Genomic DNA, 22038 nt, shown 5'->3' on the forward strand with positions numbered 1-22038 from the left:
CGAAAATGCGTCCCACGCAGGCACGTCGTTGACGAAGGCTTTCTGCACCGTAGCCCGGTGCATCTTCCTGCACGTCGCCGGCAATTGGACGAAAGTCCGGAAACCGGGTGCTTTGTGAGTTTTAACGGAAAACCTTCGCCGGGTTTCAAGCCGGCTTGGCTTCATCCTCGTCCTGGCCATAATTAAAGCCATAGCCATAGCCATAGCCGTAGCCCGCATGACGCTGATGCAGCTTCGTAAGGACAACGCCGAAAATGCGACTCTGGGCCGCGCGAAGCCGCACGAGGGCCGAGCGGATACCGCGCACGGGAACACCGTCCGCCTCGACAACGAAGACCACACCTTCCACCGCGCGCGAGAGCAGCGGCGCGTCGGCCAAGCCAAGGATCGGGGGTGAATCGATGACGATATGGTCGAAATGCTGCCCCAACGTCCCGATGAGGTTTGACAGGCGGTCGCTCGACAAGAGTTCCGCTGCGCTCGGGGGCGTCGGGCCGGCCACCATATAGGCCGGAATACCAGCGCCATTGTCATGGACCAGTTTCTGCCAGCCATCTTCACCGGCAAGATAATTGCTGAGTCCATGCTCGTTCGAAAGACCGACGAATCCAGCAAGCGACGGCGAGCGCATGTCGGCATCGATCAGCAACACGCGGCGACCCGACCGCGCTAGAATCGTTGCCAGCGCGAAACTGGTCGTGCTCTTGCCTTCTGCGGGCCGCGTGCTGGTGACCATCAGCGAGCGTGGAACACCATGATCGGTCGAAAAGGCGATATTCGACTGAATGCTGAAATAAGCTTCCGAAAGCGCCGTTTTCGGATCGCGCAACAAGTTGATCGCCGATCCATCCTCGACGTCGGGGACACTCCCGAGCAACGGCAGTTGAAGCGCGCGGTTCACGTCCGCCGGATTGCGAAGACCTTCGTCGACCTGGTTCAAAACGAGCGTAGCAAGGCCGGCAAGACCGATGCCCGCGATCAGCGCCAAGGCGAGATTCAGCGGGAGATTGGGCGATGAGGGAATCGTCGACGGCTTCGCGGTGTCGATGATTGCGATGTTGTTCGCGGATACGCCGGCTACGCCGATTTCCTTATAGCGCTGCAGCAGAGCTTCATAAAGCTGGCGGTTGGTGTCGGCTTCTCGCATATAGATCTGATATTGGATGCCATTGCGTTCCTGATCTGCCAGCCGCCCTTTCAAGCTTTCGACCCGCTCGCGGAGCTGGTTTTCGCGCTGCACCGCTTCACGATATTCGCCGGTACGTGTGCCAGAAATCCGTGTTTCCTCGCGCGAGATGCTCTGATCCAGAGCGTCCATCTGTCGCTTCAGCGCCACCGCTGCCGGATACTCAGGATCGAACTGGACCAGAATTTTGGCATAGTCCGCCGCGGCTTCGGCCCGCTTCGTCCGCATCGACGCAAGCGCTTGACTGCCAAGCGATTCCGCCGTCGCCGTCCGGCCGCCGGAATTCAGCCGGCTTTCGGCAGCCACGCGCTGCGCGGTGGCCTTCACCAATTCGGTGTTCAGCAATGTAAGATCCATACTGGCCAGCGTCACATCGCCGCCAGATGCGCCGTTGTCGGAGCTCCTGCTGATTTGCACAATGCCCTTGTCCGCCGCGAAATTGACCGCCTCGCGCTCTGAATTTTCCAGGCGCGCCCTCAATTCCCCCAGACGTCCTTCCAGAAAAGTTCGCGCGTCGGACGTCGATGAAAACCGGCGGTCCATGCTTTGCAGGATGAACTGCTGCGTCCAACTATTTGCAACTTGGGCCGACAAGTGCGGCGATGCACTGACATAGCCGACATCGACCAACGCAGACCCACGGATCGGCGAGATCGCGATGTGATCAAGGAGCAAATCCACTGCCTGTGCTTCACGCTTGTGTCGCAACGTCGTCGACCTCATCGGCGATCCGGCCCCAGCTGTTTCATCATCTCCTTCGGGCGTCTCGCCGTGCGCGACGAAAAATTCGGGTTTGTCCGCCAGCCTGAGCTCACGCGCTACCCGTTCGGCCAGCGACCGGGCTTCAAGCAGGGCCCATTGCGTGTTATAAAATTCCAGATTCTGACCCGCGTCGGCGCCCTCTAACCCTTGAACATTCGTCACATTCTTCTGCTCGCGGCTAACCTCCATACGTGCGGTAGCACGATATTGTGGCGTCATCAGCAGCGACAGAATCAACCCAGCAATGACCGATGCGACGATAATCGCGGCAATCAGCCATTTCCAACGCAGCACAATCTGCCAATATGCCAGCAACAACGGCGGAATGTCACGCCCCGGTTCCTCTTTCGAACTGGCATTCTCGCGTAGAGTCTGATCATCCGTCTCGGTGGACCGATATACTAGCATGGCCGTGGTATCCAAATTCAAATGAGAGAAAGCGCGGGGCGACTAATTGTTGCCACTCTGCAAGGCAATAACAAGCGGCGTTGTGATCAGCGGAACGACCTGCAATAGGTCGCGGAAGAGACGCCGTTGCGGGCTATCGCCGACCACGACCACATCATTGGCGAAAACCGCCGGATCGACATATGCGCCACGCCGGATGGCTGCCAGATTATATAGCGCGGCATAGCGCTGATTATTGACCGTGCGGAAGATGATGACCTCGTCCAAGCGCGCGAACTCGCTCGTCCCTTCCGCCTTTGCCACGAGCGAGAGCAATGTCATATTACCGAGCGCGGGATATTGTCCGGGTCGGTCAACCTCGCCCTCGATCGTCACGACTTGGCTGTTCGTCTCTCGAAGGTTCACCGCCACTTTTGGGTCGCGCACATGCGCAGTACGCAGACGGCTTGCGACTTCCTGCGAGACCTCGTCGGCGGTCATGCCACCGATTTGAATCGTCCCCGCCAGCGGCACCGAGATATTGCCGCCCGCGTCCGCCTGCACCTCTTCCAGCGACAGTTCGGGAAGGCCAACAACATCGATCCGCAACTTGTCGAACGCGCCCAAAGCATAAGGGCGCGGGCTGGCACGATAGTCGCTTGCCATGGGTTCGGGCAGGCTCGCCTGGTCCAGCACCCGCAACTCCGGGCTACCGCCAACTTTGCTGGCGGACATGCTAGCGCAGCCACTCAACGCACAGGCAAGCAGCACGCCGGTGTAAAGTCCTTTATACAAAACCCAACTCCTCAACGCGCCAGCCCGAAGGATTTGCTCTCCGGAACCGTTTCAATTCGCGATAGCTAAACACCGCGACTGTTGCCAGCGGATATCGAATGGTCGCCCAAACCAAAGCGCATCCAGCAGCAGGCGACAACGAACAGGCACGCCAGCGACGGCGTCCGCAGCGGATAATCCACAATGCTGCTAAGGGCGAAGAATAAAATAATGGCGGCCCCCGTCTGCGCAAGCAGGGTTGTCGAATTCGGCCGCGTTGTACGACTTGTAAACAATTTCCACGCGGCGACGACATAGCCGGCGCCGGCCAGTGCGATCAATGCGACGCCCGGGACTCCGAAGGTCATCCAGACTTCCAGCCAGTCGTTGTGCGCATGATTGAAATAAACCGGGGTCAAGCTGGCGACGGGTTCGACCATGCGATACAATTCCACGAACGACCCCGCGCCGCTCCCCAGAGGCATGTTTTTCCATGCGATCTGCGACGTGATACCCCAAGCGCCTACGCGCGCTTCCTCAGCGAAATTGGTGCCAAGAAGACGCTGCAATGCCTCGGCCCGCGATGCCAGGACGGTGACCAAAGCCAGCAGCATGACGCCTAGCGCTGCCATTATCGCCACGGTATAATTTTTGCGCTCTGTCCGCTTCCGCACGCCCGTTGCCTCCGGCTTGCGATAGATGAACCAACTGCAAGTTAATGAAATCAGGCCCAATAAAAGACCGAGCCGCGATCCCGTGACAAGGATAAGCGGTATCAGCAGCGCGACAATACCGACCGCGACGGCGCGTCGCAGCTTGATCGCATTTTCTGTCTTCATCGATTTTGAAGCGAAGAACGCAATGATCGGAAACATCGTCAGCAGCAGAATTGCCTGGTGATTGCGGTTGGAGAAGAAACCAACTGCCGCCCCCGGATTCGTTATGCGATAGAAATAGAGCGGCCCGCGCGCGTCACCCGCAACCTGGAAAATCCCGATGACGCCGCTGATCGCGCCCAGGATCAGGATCGGCGTCGCCAGACGCTGCAGCCGCGCGCCGTCCAACTGCACAATCAGCAAAAGGACGGCTAGTGGAACAAAGAGCGAGAAAAATGCGTTGGCCCCCGCGCTCGGGGTCATCGTGATCGGTCGCCATAGATCCTTGTTGCCCACCGCATTGTCGATTTCGATTATGACTTCGCGCCCCGGCAGCGCCTGCCAGATTGCGGGGGGCAGCGGAATCAGGTGGATACCCACAAGAATGAAGATCAGGCCCGCCATCAAAAAGAAGAAGCGATAAGTCCGAATCTGCTCCTTCGTAATCGACAAAAGCGCGAAGCCGCAGAAAACAACCGCCAGAGGACGCAAAATCAACAGTGACTGGACATCGGAACGTGACGCCCCGCCGGTCAGAAAGACCAAGATCAAGAAGCCGATCAGCGCCCAATAGGCGCGCGCTTCCGAACGGTCCGCCGACGGACCGGAAAATGCGCTAAATCTCTGCGTCAGAAACTCAAGGCGCGCCTTTTTTCCGCGCGCGCCAGACTTGGAATGGGCCATGGTAAGACTTTAATGATTGGAAGGAGCGGGTCTCTAGCAGTCGCAGCTGGATCTAGCAATAAGCCTGCAACACCCATCGATCGGTCCCTTCTAGGCCAAGCGCCGTCAGTGCGCCGCTGCAATAGGCGCCGGTATCGATCCCGATCCGGTTCGGCCGCATTTCGACCTGATCGCTGATCGTGTGGCCATGGACGATCAAGGCCCCGAAATCGGTCGACGTCGACAGGAAATCGTCGCGAATCCAGCGCAGGTCGGATGGTTTCTGGCTTTCCAGCGGCACGCCGGGCCGAACCCCAGCATGGACAAAGGCATAGTCGCCATAACGTACCATGTCCTCGCCGCGTTTTAGAAACGCGATATGTGCGGCAGGAACGTGGGCTGGGAACAGTTCGGCCAGCTCCTCGAAAGATGCGTCACCATAGCGCGTGTCGTCGTTGATATAGCTGCGAATGGTGGCATCGCCGCCGATGCGCGAAAAATAGCGCAGCGCGCTAATATCGCCAGTCAATGCGCCGAGCATGCATTCCTCGTGATTGCCGATCAGATGATGGACCCGGTCGAAGCGCGACGATAGCGACAGCGCGCGTTCGACTACTTGGTCCGAATCCGGTCCACGGTCGACCAGATCGCCCAGCAGAATCAGGATGCACTGCTCATGCGGCCGCTCGCCCCGGTCGCGGTCGATCCTGTCCAGCAACTGGGCGAACAGATCGTCGCGGCCATGAATGTCGCCGACCGCATACACCAGGACGCCCGGCGGGAGTGTTCGTTCGATCCGAGCCGAGTCTGGCCCCCTCAAAAACCGGGAGAAAATTCCCATAAACCGATGTAAACCTTGCTTCGAAAACGCCAATGAATCGGAAACCCGATCGTCGCGGTGCCCTTTAACCGAGTTCATCTGTCCAAACCAGCGATCAATCGCTTTGAACGAGCTTGCAACGAATTCGACCATCGCCGGTTCGCTACGCATCTGGCGCACGAGAAATTAAAGGAATAACAATTGCTTTAGCCTAGGCTTCTAAGGCACGGATAGCGTGTGGCGGCCCGCCGCACGCATCGTCGCAAACAGGAATTTTGGTAGTGTCTGAGCGCATATTAACGGTCTTTGGCACTCGCCCCGAGGCGATCAAGATGTTCCCGGTTGTCCAGGCGCTACGCTCGCAACCGGGCATTGAAGCGCGCGTCTGCGTAACAGCCCAGCATCGCAAAATGCTCGATCAGGTGCTAGAAATCGCGCAGATCACGCCCGATATCGACCTCGACGTGATGACCCCCAACCAGACGCTCGACGCGCTGCTCGCGCGGCTGGTGACGGGCCTCGGCGAAACATTCGACGCCGAAAAACCCAACCGCATCCTTGTCCATGGCGACACATTGACTACGATGGCCGCAACGCTCGCCGCTTATTTCCGCAAAATCCCGGTCGGCCACGTCGAGGCCGGACTGCGGAGTGGGAACATCTATCATCCTTGGCCCGAGGAGGTGAACCGCAAGGTCGTCGGCGCCATTGCCGACCTGCATTTTGCTCCCACAGAAACCGCCGCCGCGGCGCTTCGCGGCGAAAATGTGCCCGCAGAGCGAATCCATATCACCGGCAACACCGTCATCGATGCGCTGCTCGCGACGAAGGCGCGTATCGTTGAAGAACCGTTGCTCGCCGCCGGGCTCGACCCGCTCGTCGCGCGCTTTGCCGGCAAGCGAATCATCGCCGTCACCTCGCACCGGCGCGAGAATTTCGGCGACGGGATGATAGCCATCGCCGAGGCGATTGCCGCCATCGCGGCGCGAAGCGATGTCGCAGTCATCTTTCCGGTCCATCCGAACCCACATGTCCGCAGCGCGATGGATCCGATCCTCGGCGCGCTGGGCAATGTTGCGCTGATCGACCCGCTCGATTATCCGCATTTCGTCCGCCTGCTCGCTGCCTCCGACCTGGTGCTGACCGACAGCGGAGGCGTGCAAGAAGAAGCCCCTTCGCTCGGAAAGCCCGTGCTCGTGATGCGCGAGACGACCGAGCGGCCCGAAGGCATCGAAGCGGGTACTACGCGGCTTGTCGGAACCAACAAAGAACGTATTGTTTGCGAAATTTTCAAGCTTTTGGACGACAATGACGCCTATACAGCCATGGCGCGTGCCCATAATCCGTTCGGTGACGGCACGGCGGCAAAACAGATTGCGGAGATTGTTGCGCGTGCCCATTGATATCGAACAGAAGGTCACGGTCCTCGGGCTTGGCTATATCGGCCTGCCCACTGCTGCGCTGGTCGCACGTTCGGGTTGCAAGGTCACCGGCGTCGACGTCAGCCAGCATGTCGTTGACACTGTCAACAACGGCAGGGTTCATATCGAGGAGGTCGATCTCGACGGCCTCGTCCAAGGCGTCGTAGCACGCGGAACGCTGGTTGCTTCGATAGAAGTCGCCCCGGCCGACACCTTCGTCATCGCAGTGCCGACGCCGCATGACGAGGAGCATCGACCCGATATCCGCCGCGTTCTCTCGGCGGCGCGTGCGATCGCGCCGCGGCTCGAAGCAGGCAATCTCGTTATACTTGAATCGACATCTCCCGTAGGCACGACCGAAAAAGTCGCCGAATTGATCGCCGAGCTGCGCCCCGACCTCAAGGTTCCGGGCGCCTGCACCGGCGCGGCCGACATCTTCGTCGCATACTGTCCCGAGCGCGTGCTTCCAGGCCGCATCCTCGTCGAGCTCGTCGACAACGACCGCTGCATCGGCGGCATCACGCCGCGCTGCGCCCGCCGCGCGATGACCTTCTATCGCCAGTTCGTGCGCGGCGCGTGCGTCACCACCTCGGCGCGTGCCGCCGAAATGGTGAAGCTCGTCGAGAACAGCTACCGCGACGTCAATATCGCCTTCGCCAACGAGCTGTCGATGATGGCCGAGCATATGGGCGTCGATGTGTGGGAGGTGATCCGTCTCGCCAACCGTCACCCGCGCGTCAACATCCTCCAGCCCGGCCCCGGCGTCGGCGGCCATTGCATCGCGGTCGACCCCTGGTTCCTCGTCCATGGCGCCCCCGACCACAGCCGCCTGATCCGCACCGCGCGCGAAGTGAACCTGGCCAAGACTGCGCACGTCATTGGCGCCGCCGAAATGCTTGTCGCGCAGCACCCCGGCGCGCGCGTCGCGTGCCTCGGCCTCGCCTTCAAGCCCAATATCGACGATTTCCGCGAGAGCCCCGCGGTCGAGGTCGCGGCCGCGCTCGCGCGCCGGTTCGGCAAGCAGATCGAGATCGTCGAGCCCTATGCGCGCGGCCTGCCAATGGAGTTCGCGGGCACTGGCGCCGAACTGATCGACCTCGACAGCGCGCTCGCCGGCTGCGACGTGTTGATCGTCCTCGTCGACCACGACCTGTTCAAATCGATCCCGATCGAGGAACGCGGCGACAAGATCGTCTATGATACGCGCGGCCTGTGGCTCGACCAGCCGAATGGAGGCAACGGCAGTCGTTTGCACAGGGCCGCCTGACGCATCGCGCTTGACGCTCCGACGGCGGCTCCGCATCTAGGTGGCATGCTGACGCGCCTCGAAACCATCGTCGTCGAAAAGCCCTGGGGACGCACCGATATTCCGGCCGCGTTCGGCGATTTCGGCCGTCGTCGGATCGGCGAGATATGGTTTTCCAATCCGGCCGGCGATGAAGCGCCGATCATGGTCAAATTCCTCTTCACCTCGGAACGGCTGTCGATCCAGGTCCATCCGGGCGATGAGGCGGCGCAAACTGCGGGTTTTCCGCGCGGCAAGGAAGAATGCTGGATGATCCTCGACGCCGAACCCGACGCCAAACTCGGCGTCGGCTTGACGCATGAAACGACCCGCGAAGCCCTGCACAACGCCGCGCTCGACGGATCGATCGTCGACATGATCGACTGGCGGCCGTCGAAGACCGACGACTTCGTCTATAACCCCGCGGGCACGATCCATGCGATCGGCGGCGGGCTGACTGTCGTCGAGGTGCAGCAAAATGTCGACTGCACCTATCGGCTCTATGACTATGGCCGCCCGCGCGAACTCCATCTCGACGAAGCAGTGAAGGTATTGCACCCCGGCCCGGTTCACGATCCGCGCGACACGGTGGTCGATCCGCGCGCCAACCTTATGCTCGTCAGCGGCCCCCATTTTCATCTTGCGCAACTCGCCGCGCCAGTCGATGCGCCGCTGCTCGAACAGACGACGGGCGAACTCACCTTCGTGCCACTGTCGGCGGGCTGCCGCGTCGCGGGCGAAATCGTCGACCTTGGCGAGGCGGTGTTGCTCGACGATCCGCGAAGCATCGAAATCGACCAAGGCGCCCGTGCGCTACTGACTTGGCCGGCCTGACGCCGCCCTCCCCTTGCGGCCCCGCCCGCTATCTCCCATATCGCGCCGCATGACCAATCCTAATGCGCAAAGTGCCGCGCCCTGGCACGGAACCACCATCCTTTCTGCCCGCAGCGCCGACAAGGTCGTCATCATCGGCGATGGTCAGGTGTCGATGGGCCAGACGGTGATGAAGCCCAACGCGCGCAAGGTTCGCCGTCTTCACGACGGCAGCGTGATCGGCGGCTTTGCCGGTGCGACCGCCGACGCTTTTACGTTGTTCGAGCGCCTCGAAGCAAAGCTTGAGCGCCACAATGGCCAGTTGCTCCGCGCCGCGGTCGAGCTCGCTAAGGACTGGCGCACCGACAAATATCTGCGCAACCTCGAGGCGATGATGATCGTCGCCGACAAGGAGGTTACACTTGTGATCACCGGCAACGGCGACGTTCTTGAGCCCCTCGGCGGCATCGCCGCAATTGGATCGGGCGGCAATTTCGCGCTGTCGGCCGCGCGCGCACTCATCGATTATGAAAAGGATCCCGCAATCCTCGTTCGCAAGGCGATGGAGGTTGCCGCCGACATATGCGTCTACACCAACGACCAGTTCACCCAAGAAATCATAGAAATCCAGGCATAATCATATGAACAAGGACCTGACTCCGAAGGCGATCGTCGCCGCCCTCGACACGCATATCATTGGCCAGGACGCCGCCAAGCGTGCGGTTGCCGTGGCGCTGCGCAATCGCTGGCGCCGCCAGCAGCTTTCCGCCGAACTGCGCGACGAGGTAAGCCCGAAAAATATCCTGATGATCGGCCCGACCGGCTGCGGCAAGACCGAGATTTCGCGGCGGCTGGCCAAACTCGCCGACGCGCCGTTCATTAAGGTCGAGGCGACCAAATTCACCGAGGTCGGCTATGTCGGTCGCGATGTTGAACAGATCGCGCGCGATCTCGTCGAAGAAGCGGTGCGGCTCGAAAAGGACCGCCGCCGCGAGGCTGTGCGCGCCGCAGCCGAAGAGGCCGCGATGGAGCGGCTACTCGACGCGCTCACCGGCAAGGGCGCCAGCGAGGCCACGCGCCAGAGTTTTCGCCAGCGCATCCGCGAAGGACATCTCGACGAGAGCGAAGTCGAAATCGAGGTTGCCGACACCCCGGGCATGCCGTTCGAATTGCCGGGTCAGCCCGGGCAAATGAGCATGATCAACCTGTCGGACATGCTCGGCAAGGCGATGGGCGGCCTACCCAAGAAGCGCCGCAAGCTGAAGGTAATCGAAGCCGCGACTCGGCTGATCGAGGAAGAGCAGGACAAGCGGCTCGACCAGGACGATGTTGCGCGTGTCGCGCTCGCCGACGCCGAAGCGAACGGCATCGTCTTCCTCGACGAGATCGACAAGATCGCGGTCAGCGATGTGCGCGGCGGTTCGGTGAGCCGCGAGGGCGTCCAGCGCGACCTGCTGCCGCTGATCGAGGGCACCACCGTCGCGACCAAATATGGTCCGATGAAGACCGACCATATCCTCTTCATCGCGTCGGGCGCCTTTCATGTCGCCAAGCCGAGCGACCTGCTCCCCGAACTGCAGGGCCGCCTGCCGATCCGCGTCGAACTCGGCGCGCTAACCGAGGCGGATTTTGTCCGCATCCTCAGCGAGACCAAGGCCGGCCTTCCCGAACAATATGTGGCGCTGCTCGGTACCGAAGGCGTGACGCTGAACTTCACTCCCGAGGCAATTGAGCGCGTCGCGAACCTCGCGGCCGAGGTCAACGAGAAGGTCGAGAATATCGGCGCGCGCCGCTTGCAGACGATCATGGAGCGGCTGGTCGAAGAAATCAGCTTCACCGCGGAGGACGTTCCCGGCACCAAGCTCGAGATCGACGCCGCCTATGTCGAACGTCAGCTTTCGGAAATCGTGGGCGACACCGACCTCAGCAAATATGTGCTTTGAGCATCGGGTGTCGCTCGGACGCTTGTGACTGGGCGGCCCGGCATATTAGGGCATCGCGCTCGTGCGGCGATATCCGGCTGACCAGCTGGTTGTCGATGGAACGGATGATCCATGGTTCAAATGAAAATCGACTCAGCCAGAGGGGCCCACACTCGTTTGAGCTTGCCCCGCAGCGCTGGGTCGCTAGCGCAGCGGGGTCGAGCGGTAATTACAGCGAGACGATGAGCATCCGGTGAAAATCAGAATCATGTCCGATGTCCCTCCCGGTGCGCCTTTGAACGTATCACCGGCATACGCTTACAACGGCCCAATTCGATCAGCGTTTCGGATCGGCAAGTTCACCTTGCTCCCCATCCTTCGTCGGCGGTGTTGCCGGTGGACTAACGATAAAGGGAACACCCAGCTTCTCGGCGATCTGGCGAAGAGATTTATATGCTGTCTTTCGACGGTTCGGCGGGATTTTTGCCATATGAATCTTCACGTTTTTAGATGAGGAGGATTCCCGCGCGACTTAGCTAGTTGTCGATTTGACCATGATATCAGGCTGGATATCGAGCCTGAGCGCGACGCCATCTATTATGAACAGCTAGCCCTGTCGCCCGCCGGAAAGCGAGCGCGACCGACGATCCGTTTCTGGCGGTCCGGCTTCGCGAGGCTGCAATCAGGCATGAACGGATGGCGCGAAAACTTCGTCGCGATTCAGCATGATGCGATCAGGGGACGAGGGCCAGTATAGCGGATGCGCCCTCAATCGTCTGCGCCATCGAATATGATCTCGCTATCCTCATAGGGCGGCCTATCGCGCTCTTCCGACAACGGGCCCATGTAGAGTCCGCCACAGGCAGCATCCAAGAAGCGGCGTACGGTGAGAAGTGCGTGCTGCGTTCCACTGGCAATGAGTTCGATCGGAGACGCGCCACCGAAAACGCGGGCTTTATGAGGCCTCCGGAGCCATTCGACACCTTTATCGTCGTCGGCGAAGAGAATTCTAAGCCCTTTGTAAATGCCGAGGACCGCTGAAGTCCGCATCAGGACATCGACGCTCAGCGTGATGTCGCGGCGCTCGCGAGCTTTCTTGACCCAGCTATGATATGTCGATCGAGCCGGATAGCCGAGGACCAGGCGGCGCTGTTCCTCGGTCAGTCCCCAAAGATCGGCAATAGCAAGGAAGGCGCGCAGGCCAGGCCCGCTTAGTCGACGCCGGTTAGCTATCGCAAACCGTGCGATATCGATCTTGGCGGCGGAGCCAGAGCGCGGGGAACCGGGGGGCTTATCCATCGCCTCACCCCTCCTTCGAGGTTGACCCGGTCCCAGCACCAGCCTCGCCGGAACTTTCTTCGATGGGTGGCACCGCAATCAGCAGCGCGTCTCGAATTAACGCCAATGCGCCGTCGCGGCGGTCGTGATCGCGAAGCAGGAATTCTTCATTGATCGCGGGTACGTCTTCGGGCTCGTAGGCCGCCTGTTGAACGCGGACCTCGTAGCTAGAGATGCGGCCGCCCGCGATATTTCCGGCGGTGATCTCGCCGATCTTATACTTCCGCTCCTCACGGCCCCAAGGCCAGACCTCGATATTTACCACCAGCATAGCTTCTTCCTTTTCATATTCGTCAGTGCGTCCCCCTCTTCGCGGGTCAGAGCCACTCAGAGCTCAGGGCGTCGAAGTCAGCCGCCCGCTCCAGGCCGTGCTTGGTCAGTTTGAATGCGGGTTTGCTTGCATCCTGATCAGGCACGAAATGGAGTGCGCGTTCGATCAGGCAGGGCCGATACTCCCGGAACCAGACGGGAACGAGCCCGTCGATCCCGATGTCGACCAGCACTCGCTTCTCGCCGGCGCACGGGCGTGCGACGCGGACCAGCAGGGCGTCGCAGCGCGACAAGCACATGATATCCTCTACTATATGATGATCGCCAGCGGCCGAGGGTTTGGTGGGGACGATGAGCAGACAGGCGTCGGCAGCGATCAGATAATGCGCGCATTGCACGGGCAGGATCGGCGGCTTCTCGTCGAGATCGAGTTCGGCGACCTGGATAATGGCGAGCGCCGCCATCAGCGTTTCCACTTCTTCGGCCCGCTCGGTTGCGGTGGGGTATTTTGACATGTACAATCCATTCGTTGGCAGCGCTGGCTGGGCAGCGGCTGCTTTCCTTCATTCGCTCCAGCCACAGCTGGACCTTTTTCTTTCCAGGCACTTCGCGACGTCAGTCGCCGTGCGCTGGCAAGGGGGCGCCTCGTCAGACGCCGTCGGCGCCGCGTCCCTGCCCCGCCTGCCATTCGGCCCACTCTGCGGCGAAGATCGCCTTGCCGGGATCTGCCGCCAACGGCCGGACAAAGTCGGTGAAGCCGTAGCTTTTGAGCTCTCTGGCGAGCGCCATCAGATGGATGTGCGGTGGGTTGGTCGAGCCGATCTGGACCGGGAGGTGGAAGGCGGCGATGACGGCGAGACTGCGCTCACGGCAAAGGCGCTCGCGCGCAAATGCACGTATGTCTTCCCAGATGGCATGGAGCCGGTCGGCTTCGGGAAAGCGGATCGTCATCATGACGAGCAAATCCTTCAACCCTTCACAGGCTTGCTCCTCATACTTCTCGCACAGGCGTTTGGGATCGAGGCAATCATCGTGCGCCATCGGCGGAAGCAGGACGTCCCAGCGGTAGCAGGTAGGTTCCCATGGCGCGGCGACATCGGCCTTGCGCCCCGGCGAGAGACGCCGGAGCACGGAAGCCGGAGCGGTCTGGATCGCTCCCATTCCAATCCGGCGTCGGACGACCCCGAAGACGAGATTGGGATCGCTGCCGCCTTCTACGGGCACAAAATCGAGGCCATCGGGTGCAGGTCGTTTTTTCATCTCCATGACCAGCCTCCATGCAAATGGGAATCGAGATGCGCGCTGGCGCGCGCGACGCCGGCCCTCCGGTCCCAGTCGTCGGCGTAAGGCGCGTGCTCGGTCAGGAAGAGCCCGTGAGGCAGCAATCGGACGGAGGGGCCATCGCCATAAGGCACCAGCCAACTGTCGCCTGCGAGGCCGCGGAACAGCCGATAGTCTTGAAGCCACCGGAAATAGCCGTCGTCGGGCAGGACGAGATCGATCGTCACATCGACCGTGGCCTGCCCCTGCGTATGCCGCAGCAGCACGACCGAATGCCGGGTTGCGATCGCCTCGGCTTCCATCTCGCTGAGGAACAGCGGCGCGGCGCAGGCCGTTGCCCGCACGATGACGGCGGTCGTCTCAATGAACAGGCTGTCGGCCAGAAGGCCCGCCATGTTTAGCACATCCCGGCTTGCGCGACTGTGCATCAACGATGCCAGATAGTGCATCAGTTTCATGTCGGCGCGCGTCGCCATCGGTAGCGGGACGCTGCCTTTGATCATAAGGTCGAGCATGGTCGGGCGCGGCTCGATCACGAGATCGATGGCGCTGTCGGGTGGATAGAAGTTCGTCATTGGGCTTACTCGTTTTGAACGAGCCCTCGTGCCGGGGCTCGCGGCAGCCCCGGCGTCAGATGTTTTTCATCCTTCTCGCAGGGCCAACCTGCGCCTTTTCTTCTGTTTGAGCTTCGGTGCGTGAACGCGCCGCACTATTGTCCTAGGTCGCGGCAATATCTAGGTCGCCGATCGGCCGCGCCGGCACGCCGCTTTTGCACGTGGCAGGCTGGAATAGACGCGGCGTGATATCCGAAGCTCTATTCCTCGCGTCGATCATCCCATCGGGCCAGTAGACTGCACGCCGGTCGCGATTCGGGACGGTGATGGTCCGATTTTGCGCGCGCCGTCGTAAGCGGTAGGGGAATGCCCGAGCAGGGACGACTCTTCGCTTGTAAGGCGACGGTCCAAACCGCAACAAGAGAGCACACAACCCGCTACCTAAAACCAAGCACGCTTGCTTCCAGCTCCGAAATTCGGTCCAGGCAAACCGCGTGCACAGCCTGCCCTAATGCGTCTACGTTCCCGCTCAGCCGGAGCAATTCTTCGTGGCTGATACGGTAATGCTTCGAATAGCGGGCCTTTACATAGGCCTCTTTCAGCTTTTCAAACAGCGCGCGATCTTCACGCCGCTCTCGGGGCCAAGCATCGACTAAGCGCATATCTATCCGCTCTGCCTGCGTACGCAAGAAGGCGAGATTATGGACGTGGGGCGTATAGAAGGTGCACACTAGGAGCACACAGTGATAGAGGCTTTCAGTCGCCTGATGCAGAAGAAAAGCAGATCGCTTGTAGCGTCCCTTCGCTATTAGATGGCCGGCGCTATCGCGAAAATCTTCAGCAGCAGGAATCCACTCAGCGAAATACTCCTTCGCCATCGCCAGCGCCTGTTCGGGCGTCTTCGGCTTTGGAGTATGAAGTAACTTGTCATCGTAACTGTAGAGCGCGATGCCATCCTTCGCGACGTCCATGAAAAAATATCGTCCGTGCGCGAGACCGTCGTTTACCTCTTGCAGCGTATGCACGATGAAATTAACTGGCGTGTGCAGGCTCTTGTCGATCGCATGTTCGCGGATCAGCCGGTCATCTAGCTTCAGCCAATAATCGACGCGTTCCGTTAGGCGCTTATCGTTGACGATGATGAGCAAATCGAAGTCGGACAGATATCCCTTTGCGGTGTGGGGCTCATCGACCCAGCCGCCCCGGCCGTAGCTGCCGTACAGGATAATTTTTTCGATGCGCCCCTTCTTCTTCCACTGCTTTTGGGCGAGCGCCAGCGCATCCTCGAATTCCTCGAAAATGATCTGGACAACGCGCTCCAATTCGCGCTGCTTATTCGCGGGGAGATGGTCCAGGTCGGTACGCATGATCAGTTTCACCCTGTCCCGCTGGCTACTGATTGGCAAGCGCCAAACTCGCTTAGCGCCGCCAAAACCGCCGCCGGCGCGGCGGCTCAGGCTCCAAGACATCGGCGATTATCTCAAGCCCGCGACGCAGCGCCGCTTCCACTTCAGGAATGCTGATGGAATGCAGATGCGCAAGTTCTATGAAGGTCGCCTCTTCAACGAAATGTCCCAAAAATATCTTACGGTCGCGCGGCGCCATCAGCCGCATCGCCTGCGCTAACTTGCGTATGAGCCGGCGGTTCTTCAGAGCGAAGTAGATCATTTTACGTTCCGGCAGTTGCCTGTAGAGGCCCGTTACGGGTCAATGTCGCTGCCCGCATCGATCAAGCGGTTGACATCGAAGGCATCGGCGGACGGCGTCCGGTCGCTCCTTCCCTCTTTCACATTTGCAATCTGCTGCTGCGGTATCTCTGATGTTCCCCCTTCCCCTTCACTTGCCTCCCCCTGGTCTCGCATTCGGTGGATGCGCCCCAGCTGGGTCGGTTTGGCGCGACGGTTACGGGCTTGAAACCCGCTTCGAAACCACAATACTGGCTGTATCGGCGACGAAACCGCAATATCGACCCGACCTCCGGGCGTCGTGCGCCGGTAGCATGACATTGCGACGCTCGCCCTCGCGCAACCACGTCTGGAGCAGCGCCGCTGGCTGCGGCGAGAGCATGGCACTGCGTTCCTTGCATCCTTTGCGTGGTTCAAGATGGATCTTCGACGCCGTCTCAAGCTAGCAGCGCGCGGCAAAAGTCATGAAGGATCTTCCAGAAAGATCTGGATTCAATTTATCAATAAAACTTCCACAAATATCCAGAAATATCCAGAAATATCCAGAAATATCCAGAAATACACTAATACTATTTTCTATGTTATTACATAAATACAAATTTGTAACAGTACCACGGACCAGAAGCGATCAGTCCGTACAGGCAAAGAAAGAACAAATGCTAGACTCCTCGCGCAAAATTGGCCATAAAGTGGCATTGCATCATCCGACTCGGGCCAGATTTGCCGCATTACATAGTTTTTCGCTTGGGAATTGGTAATGGCATTAAGGAAGAACTGATCCAAATGGCCAATGACAAGACACACGGACGGATCGAGAGCGCATCGAATCCCATGCGCCCCGCGCCGGCTTACGAACGCATTTATCACAAAATAAAGCGACTTCTTATGGAAGGAAGTTGGCCTCAGGGCATGCGCCTGGATCCGAGCAAAATCGCAGCTATGCTATCTATCACTAAAAGCATGGTGCCGGTGTGCGACGCTCTTCCGCGGCTGCTCGGCGAGGGAATGGTCGAACGCACGGGTCGCCAAGGATTCTACGTGCCACGGATAAGTGAAGCCGGACTTCGTGATCTTTTAGAGCATAATCGAGACCTTCTTCTCGCCGCGATCAAAACCACCCCCCAAAAATCGCCCGCGATTTTCACGAATGGGCCCAATCCAGACCAATTCTCGAGTGTATTCCTCCAACTTGGCTGCCGATCAGGTAATGCCGTACGGTGTGAAAGTATCTCACGGCAAAATGATCGCCTCTATCAATATCGCTGCTACGATTCTGAGATCTTTGAAGACGTCGATTCTGAGCTGGAAAACATCCTAGCAGCAGCGAACGACAACCCTAAAGGCGCGATATTGCGACGACTTATCACTCGATATCACAACCGACGCATCGCCGCGACGCGACAATATATTAGGCTGATGACATCACATGGCGACCGCCCAAGCTCGCCGTGATTTCCGCAGGACTGCCGGATTTTTTTGCCGGGAAAAATGTGTTCTATCTATTAAAAATTTCCACGTTGTTTTGCTTGCCAATTTTCACGGCCGTCGGCATGACAGCAGAGCGCGGCGAGCAAATTGGCAGCAACCGCGTGGAAGTTCCGTCACGCATTATGAACGCTCGTCCTTACCGGACGGGTGACCCGACAATCAAATTGCCACAGGGCGATTTAATGGCGGCGAAGCGAGAAACCACTTGTAGGCGGGTGACAGCCCGCCTGCTCGCATTGCCATTTCAGATCAGTCCTGTGGCATTTTCTACATTCAGTCGCGACCGTTCCGCACGCGCACTCCTGCCTTCAACGTCGGATCGGATTGCAGAACCGGAAAAGCCGGTTAACATTTCAACGGCCACCCGGGTCCCCAACGAGGGGAACGCCGCCTTGGACAGAGCCTTTCGCGATGACGGCGCCGTCTTGCTACGCTACCTTCGGCGACACGTTGGTCCAGAGGCAGCACCGGATCTGATGCAGGAAGTGTTCTTGCGTGCCGTTGGCAGCGAACAGCGGCATCGCCTCGCAAACCCGGCCGCTTTTCTCCAGCGCATTGCGCGAAACCTCCTAATAAATCGCGCAATCAGTAGCCGGCGGAATAGGATCGTCCTTCTTCCCCTTGAGGAAGAACATGACCTTGCCAGTCCGCCGGAGCAAGAACTTGAAATGGAAGCTGCCGATCTCCTCCGGCTCTATGAGCGCGCCGTTACAGGTCTCAGCGAGAAGACGAGACGAGTTTTTCTGATGCACCGCGTCGAGGAACTTAGCTATCGCGAGATTCATCAGCGTCTGGGGATCAGCATCGCAACGGTTGAATATCATATGATGAAGGCCCTGGCACATATCGCACAAGTGGTGGACCCGCTCGATGAATGACAATGACAGCGCGAATTCTGGGAGCGACGGCCTCCGCAAAGATGATGCTCTTGCATGGAGCATCAGGATGCGCGGCGAGGTTACCGAACAGCTTCAGGAGCAATTCGAGCAATGGCTGGCGGCATCCCCGCGCCACAGGCAGGCTTATAACCGCTATTCTCGCGTGATAGCCCAAGCCGAGATATTGAAATCTTCCGGGCAAACCAGCGAGGCGACCACGGCAAAACTTGTCACGCCCTCAAGACGCTGGATGATGTTCGGCGCGGCGGCGGCGGCGGTTATCGTGTTTGCAATCACGATCAGCGCCGGTGGAGCTCCAATCCCGGGTTCCGGCGTATCTGCTCACGCTGCGGAACCACTGGTGACCGAACGCGGCGAAATACGCAGTTTCGAACTTGAAGATGGATCCATGGCGACGCTCGATTCCAACACCAGGATTGAGGTATCGATATCCCCGGACACGCGGTATGTGCGCGTAGCGCATGGCCGGGCTCGGGTGAGGGTTGCCAATGACATCCGCCCTTTCCGCCTCGCGGCTGGCCAAGGCACCGTGACGACGAACGAAGGCGTCGTCGACGTAATGATAAGCGACGACCGCCAGGTCCTGGTGGAGTTGATCAGCGGAAAAGCCGATCTTGCCTCGACGTCGCGCGCGGCCTCCGCCGCCGCAGCGCCGCAATCGCTCCGAACCCGCACGGCGCTCCAATACAGGGCTGACGATCAGCAGGTTCATTCCACCGCACGGCCCAGCGTCAATTCTTCGGCGGAGTGGCCGTCCGGTTGGGCGGAGCATCGTTCAATCCCGCTGGATCAGCTCGTTTCGGAAGCCAACAGGTACGCGTCTGTTCCGATTATTGTGGAAGATCCGAAGCTTGCCAAGCGAGATGCAGCAGGGCGTTTCAAGATCAGTGACACGGAGATGTTCCTGAAAGGGATCGCGGACCTGTTTGACCTTACGATACACCGGCGTCCGGACGGCATCTACCTCCGCAGCCAATAATATATCACGGGCCGCCTAAGGTCGACCTCTCCATACTTGTCGAAGCATTCCCGATAGCCTTGCGCGCAGCGCAGGCAATTCGGGGAGGCTTTATGAAGATTTGGAAATCACGCACGGTACCGGCGCTACTGGCCGGCACAATCATGGTGTTGTCACCGCTGGAGTTGGCCGCTCAGGAAACCGAGCGCTACATATTCGACATTCCGGCACAGGACTTGGGCGATGCGTTGAGGACCGTCGCGGCAACGGCTGATTGGGAACTTTATGCAGCAGCGGATCAGATAAACGGTGTTTCCGTCCCTCCGCTGCAGGGGAACTTTACGCCGAAAGAGGCAATTGAAAGGCTGCTTCAAGGCACATCGCTGGTAGCCCGGTTCGACAATGGGTCAGTGGTGATCAGGGTGCGACCCGGGTCCGGCGCGTCCGCGGACCAGGAATCCGAGGAAGCCATAGTGGTAACGGGAACGCGCATTGAGGGCGCGCCTCCGGCCGCCCCCGTCATCACGATCACGAACCAAGACATCAGGAACGCCGGCTTGGCTGATCTTGGCGAAGTAGCGCGTAGCCTTCCTCAGAATTTCGGAGGTGGCCAGAACCCGGGAATCGGCTCGGCCCAAGGCACGCAAAACGAAAATGTGAACGTCAACGGCGCGTCGACTTTCAACCTTCGCGGCATCGGTCCCAACGCTACCCTCACTCTGCTGAACGGCAACCGCTTCGCCTATAGCGGGACGAACAGTGTAATCGACGTGAGCGCGATTCCGGTTGCCGCGGTCGAGCGCGTCGAGATCGTCACCGACGGCGCATCGGCGATATATGGTGCCGACGCCGTCGCTGGTGTGGTGAATATCCTGCTGCGCAAGGACTATGAAGGGTTCACGACGACCGCGCGGATCGGCGGCTCGACCGATGGTGGCAATTTCCAGCAACAGTATAGCCTGCTTGGCGGAACAAAATGGTCGAGCGGCGGATTCATCGCTGGCTATGACTATTTCGACAACAGCGCGATCCGCGCCAGCGATCGCAGTTTTTCGTCAAGCAGCAATCCCGCCTCTACTTTCTATCCCGATCTGAAGCGCCATAGCGTGCTTCTGAGCGCCCACCAGCGGTTCGCCCCGGGCGTGCGCCTTAAAGCAGATCTCATATACAAGCGCGGAGAGATGACATCGGTTCGCGGCCTGTTCGTCGATCGGCCGGTTGAAACCCGCGGTGCCCGAGTTGTAAATGAGTTCGAGACCTTCGGGATCGCCCCGACGATCGAGATCGACATCGGCAGTGACTGGCACACGCGCCTGACGGGATTCTACGGGACTGACAAGACCTACGGCGTCACCGACAATTTCACAAATGGCGTTGCCGCCAAGCTGATCCGGATCTTCGACAATCGCAATATCGCGATGGAGGCAGGCGCGGAGGGCCCGCTGTTCGCTCTACCCGCGGGCGATGTCCGGCTGGCAGCGGGCGGAGGTTGGCGTCAGAATCGCATTCACGGCGAATTCTCCGGGCGCAACATCACGCCGGCGCGAGAGAATAAATTTGCTTACGCCGAATTATTCATTCCACTGGCTAGTCCGGATCAGAACCTCGGCTTCGCCCATCGCTCCTCCTTCACCGCGGCTTTGCGCTGGGAGGATTATTCGGATTCCGGCAGCATTGTGACGCCGAAGCTGGGGTTGGTCTATTCACCCGTGCCGGAGTTCAGTCTTGGTGTCTCTTGGGGCCGGTCCTTCAAGATGCCGACGCTCATCCAGCAATATACCGGATACTCGGCAAGCCTGGTGCCGGTCACCGGCTATGGCACGCAGTTTCCGGCAGGTTCGACCTTTGTCTATATCGGCGGCCCCAATCCGGAGGTCGGTCCTGAACGCTCGGAGAATATGACGCTGAGCGCCACGTTCCGGCCGTCATCGCGCCTCGAAATTATAACGAGTCTTTTCCATATCAACTATCGCGACCGCGTCGCACCGCCGCTGAGATCGGTGCTAGGAGCCCTTACCGACCCGCTCTACTCGCAGCTCTTGACCTTCAACCCGACCGCGGCCGAACTCAACACCGCAATCGCGGGCGCCGCCGGCCCGCTGGCTAACGGCACGACCGGCCCCTACGATCCGGCGAATGTCGTTGCTCTTCTCGACGGGCGCGACCGCAATATCGCCGAGCAGAGATATCGCGGCGCCGACCTCGCAATCCGCTACCGCGCTCCCCTGGCCGGGGGCCAGTCACTGACCCTCAGCGCCGGAGCCACTTGGCTAGACAGCCAACAGCGACTGCTTCCCGATTTACCGATCACTGACCTCGCGGGCAATATCTTCAGCCCGCCGCATTTTCGCGCGCGCGGCGGTGCGACTTATGACGGTGACCGGTTTACGGTCGCGGCCTTCTCGAGTTTCACCGGTGGTGTGACGGACCGACGCCGCGCAGTTCCGATCAAGATTTCTCCGGTTGCGACCTTCGATCTAACCGGCCGCGTTAAGATTCCGGGAGTCGCCGACGTCACGGTTGCCGCCCTCAACATATTCAATGCGAAGCCCGACCAAATTCTTGTGGCGGCGCCGAATGATACGCCCTTCGATTCCACGAATTACTCGGCCATCGGGCGTTTTCTCGCCCTGACAATCAGCCGCGATTGGTGAGGA

General features: G+C 59.8%; 21 protein-coding genes. 9 read left to right on the plus strand and 12 right to left on the minus strand.

Annotated elements, in window-relative coordinates:
- Window positions 1-145: 145 nt before the first annotated feature.
- The 4 genes from ACTJI5_RS22400 to ACTJI5_RS22415 form a co-directional block, all read right to left on the minus strand.
- Window positions 146-2356 (minus strand): GumC family protein, encoded by a 2211-nt coding sequence (locus ACTJI5_RS22400; RefSeq protein ID WP_440861894.1) that lies wholly within the window; start codon window positions 2354-2356, stop codon window positions 146-148.
- Window positions 2357-2398: 42 nt separating this feature from the next.
- Window positions 2399-3070, minus strand: a complete 672-nt coding sequence (locus ACTJI5_RS22405; RefSeq protein WP_440861895.1) for a polysaccharide biosynthesis/export family protein — start codon at window positions 3068-3070, stop codon at window positions 2399-2401.
- Between the two features lie 125 nt (window positions 3071-3195).
- On the minus strand, window positions 3196-4668 hold the full coding sequence (locus ACTJI5_RS22410; protein WP_440861896.1) for an O-antigen ligase family protein: 1473 nt from the start codon (window positions 4666-4668) through the stop codon (window positions 3196-3198).
- A gap of 52 nt (window positions 4669-4720) precedes the next feature.
- Window positions 4721-5620 carry a metallophosphoesterase family protein gene (locus ACTJI5_RS22415; protein ID WP_440861897.1) on the minus strand — a complete coding sequence of 300 codons (900 nt, stop codon included), beginning with the start codon at window positions 5618-5620 and terminating at the stop codon, window positions 4721-4723.
- A 179-nt stretch (window positions 5621-5799) separates the two neighbouring features.
- Between ACTJI5_RS22415 and wecB the strand changes: the two genes are divergently transcribed.
- The 5 genes from wecB to hslU are packed head-to-tail and all read left to right on the plus strand — an operon-like array spanning window position 5800 to window position 10929.
- Window positions 5800-6870: a non-hydrolyzing UDP-N-acetylglucosamine 2-epimerase gene (gene wecB, locus ACTJI5_RS22420; protein WP_440861898.1), complete on the plus strand. Its 1071-nt coding sequence runs from the start codon at window positions 5800-5802 to the stop codon at window positions 6868-6870.
- Window positions 6860-8155 (plus strand): UDP-N-acetyl-D-mannosamine dehydrogenase, encoded by a 1296-nt coding sequence (gene wecC / locus ACTJI5_RS22425; RefSeq protein WP_440861899.1) that lies wholly within the window; start codon window positions 6860-6862, stop codon window positions 8153-8155. Before wecB ends, wecC begins: the two co-directional genes overlap by 11 nt.
- 45 nt (window positions 8156-8200) lie before the next feature.
- Window positions 8201-9007 carry a class I mannose-6-phosphate isomerase gene (locus ACTJI5_RS22430; RefSeq protein WP_440861900.1) on the plus strand — a complete coding sequence of 269 codons (807 nt, stop codon included), beginning with the start codon at window positions 8201-8203 and terminating at the stop codon, window positions 9005-9007.
- Window positions 9008-9056: 49 nt separating this feature from the next.
- Window positions 9057-9623 carry an ATP-dependent protease subunit HslV gene (hslV, locus tag ACTJI5_RS22435; RefSeq protein WP_440861901.1) on the plus strand — a complete coding sequence of 189 codons (567 nt, stop codon included), beginning with the start codon at window positions 9057-9059 and terminating at the stop codon, window positions 9621-9623.
- Between the two features lie 4 nt (window positions 9624-9627).
- Window positions 9628-10929, plus strand: coding sequence for an ATP-dependent protease ATPase subunit HslU (gene hslU / locus ACTJI5_RS22440; protein WP_440861902.1), 1302 nt, complete (start codon window positions 9628-9630; stop codon window positions 10927-10929).
- 316 nt (window positions 10930-11245) lie between these two features.
- Here hslU and ACTJI5_RS22445 read toward each other — a convergent pair whose 3' ends face one another.
- From ACTJI5_RS22445 to ACTJI5_RS22480, 8 genes are all read right to left on the minus strand, one after another.
- Complete coding sequence (locus ACTJI5_RS22445) at window positions 11246-11398, minus strand: hypothetical protein (RefSeq protein WP_440861903.1); 153 nt, start codon at window positions 11396-11398, stop codon at window positions 11246-11248.
- A 278-nt stretch (window positions 11399-11676) separates the two neighbouring features.
- Window positions 11677-12207, minus strand: coding sequence for an MbcA/ParS/Xre antitoxin family protein (locus ACTJI5_RS22450; RefSeq protein ID WP_440861904.1), 531 nt, complete (start codon window positions 12205-12207; stop codon window positions 11677-11679).
- Window positions 12208-12211: 4 nt separating this feature from the next.
- The gene (locus tag ACTJI5_RS22455) at window positions 12212-12517 is read right to left on the minus strand and encodes a hypothetical protein (RefSeq protein WP_440861905.1); all 306 of its coding nucleotides are present in this window, start codon (window positions 12515-12517) and stop codon (window positions 12212-12214) included.
- 46 nt (window positions 12518-12563) lie between these two features.
- On the minus strand, window positions 12564-12980 hold the full coding sequence (locus ACTJI5_RS22460; RefSeq protein ID WP_440861906.1) for a hypothetical protein: 417 nt from the start codon (window positions 12978-12980) through the stop codon (window positions 12564-12566).
- A 184-nt stretch (window positions 12981-13164) separates the two neighbouring features.
- Complete coding sequence (locus ACTJI5_RS22465) at window positions 13165-13782, minus strand: hypothetical protein (protein ID WP_440861907.1); 618 nt, start codon at window positions 13780-13782, stop codon at window positions 13165-13167.
- Window positions 13773-14372 (minus strand): hypothetical protein, encoded by a 600-nt coding sequence (locus tag ACTJI5_RS22470; protein WP_440861908.1) that lies wholly within the window; start codon window positions 14370-14372, stop codon window positions 13773-13775. The genes ACTJI5_RS22465 and ACTJI5_RS22470 overlap by 10 nt, the downstream gene beginning before the upstream one ends.
- 416 nt (window positions 14373-14788) lie before the next feature.
- Entirely contained in the window at window positions 14789-15718 is a 930-nt protein-coding gene (locus tag ACTJI5_RS22475) for a nucleotidyltransferase and HEPN domain-containing protein (RefSeq protein ID WP_440861909.1), read from the minus strand.
- A 52-nt stretch (window positions 15719-15770) separates the two neighbouring features.
- Window positions 15771-16019 carry a hypothetical protein gene (locus tag ACTJI5_RS22480; RefSeq protein WP_440861910.1) on the minus strand — a complete coding sequence of 83 codons (249 nt, stop codon included), beginning with the start codon at window positions 16017-16019 and terminating at the stop codon, window positions 15771-15773.
- Between the two features lie 800 nt (window positions 16020-16819).
- Between ACTJI5_RS22480 and ACTJI5_RS22485 the strand changes: the two genes are divergently transcribed.
- The 4 genes from ACTJI5_RS22485 (at window position 16820) to ACTJI5_RS22500 (ending at window position 22035) form a co-directional block, all read left to right on the plus strand.
- A complete protein-coding gene (locus ACTJI5_RS22485; RefSeq protein WP_440861911.1) occupies window positions 16820-17488 on the plus strand; it encodes a GntR family transcriptional regulator in 669 nt (222 codons plus the stop codon).
- The gene (locus ACTJI5_RS22490) at window positions 17485-18402 is read left to right on the plus strand and encodes an RNA polymerase sigma factor (protein WP_440861912.1); all 918 of its coding nucleotides are present in this window, start codon (window positions 17485-17487) and stop codon (window positions 18400-18402) included. The genes ACTJI5_RS22485 and ACTJI5_RS22490 overlap by 4 nt, the downstream gene beginning before the upstream one ends.
- A complete protein-coding gene (locus ACTJI5_RS22495) occupies window positions 18395-19402 on the plus strand; it encodes a FecR family protein (protein ID WP_440861913.1) in 1008 nt (335 codons plus the stop codon). Before ACTJI5_RS22490 ends, ACTJI5_RS22495 begins: the two co-directional genes overlap by 8 nt.
- 92 nt (window positions 19403-19494) lie before the next feature.
- Window positions 19495-22035 (plus strand): TonB-dependent receptor domain-containing protein, encoded by a 2541-nt coding sequence (locus ACTJI5_RS22500; protein WP_440861914.1) that lies wholly within the window; start codon window positions 19495-19497, stop codon window positions 22033-22035.
- Window positions 22036-22038: the final 3 nt, after the last annotated feature.

It is taken from the genome of Sphingopyxis sp. 22461 (assembly GCF_052044915.1).
In the GTDB taxonomy this organism is placed as follows: Bacteria; Pseudomonadota; Alphaproteobacteria; order Sphingomonadales; family Sphingomonadaceae; genus Sphingopyxis.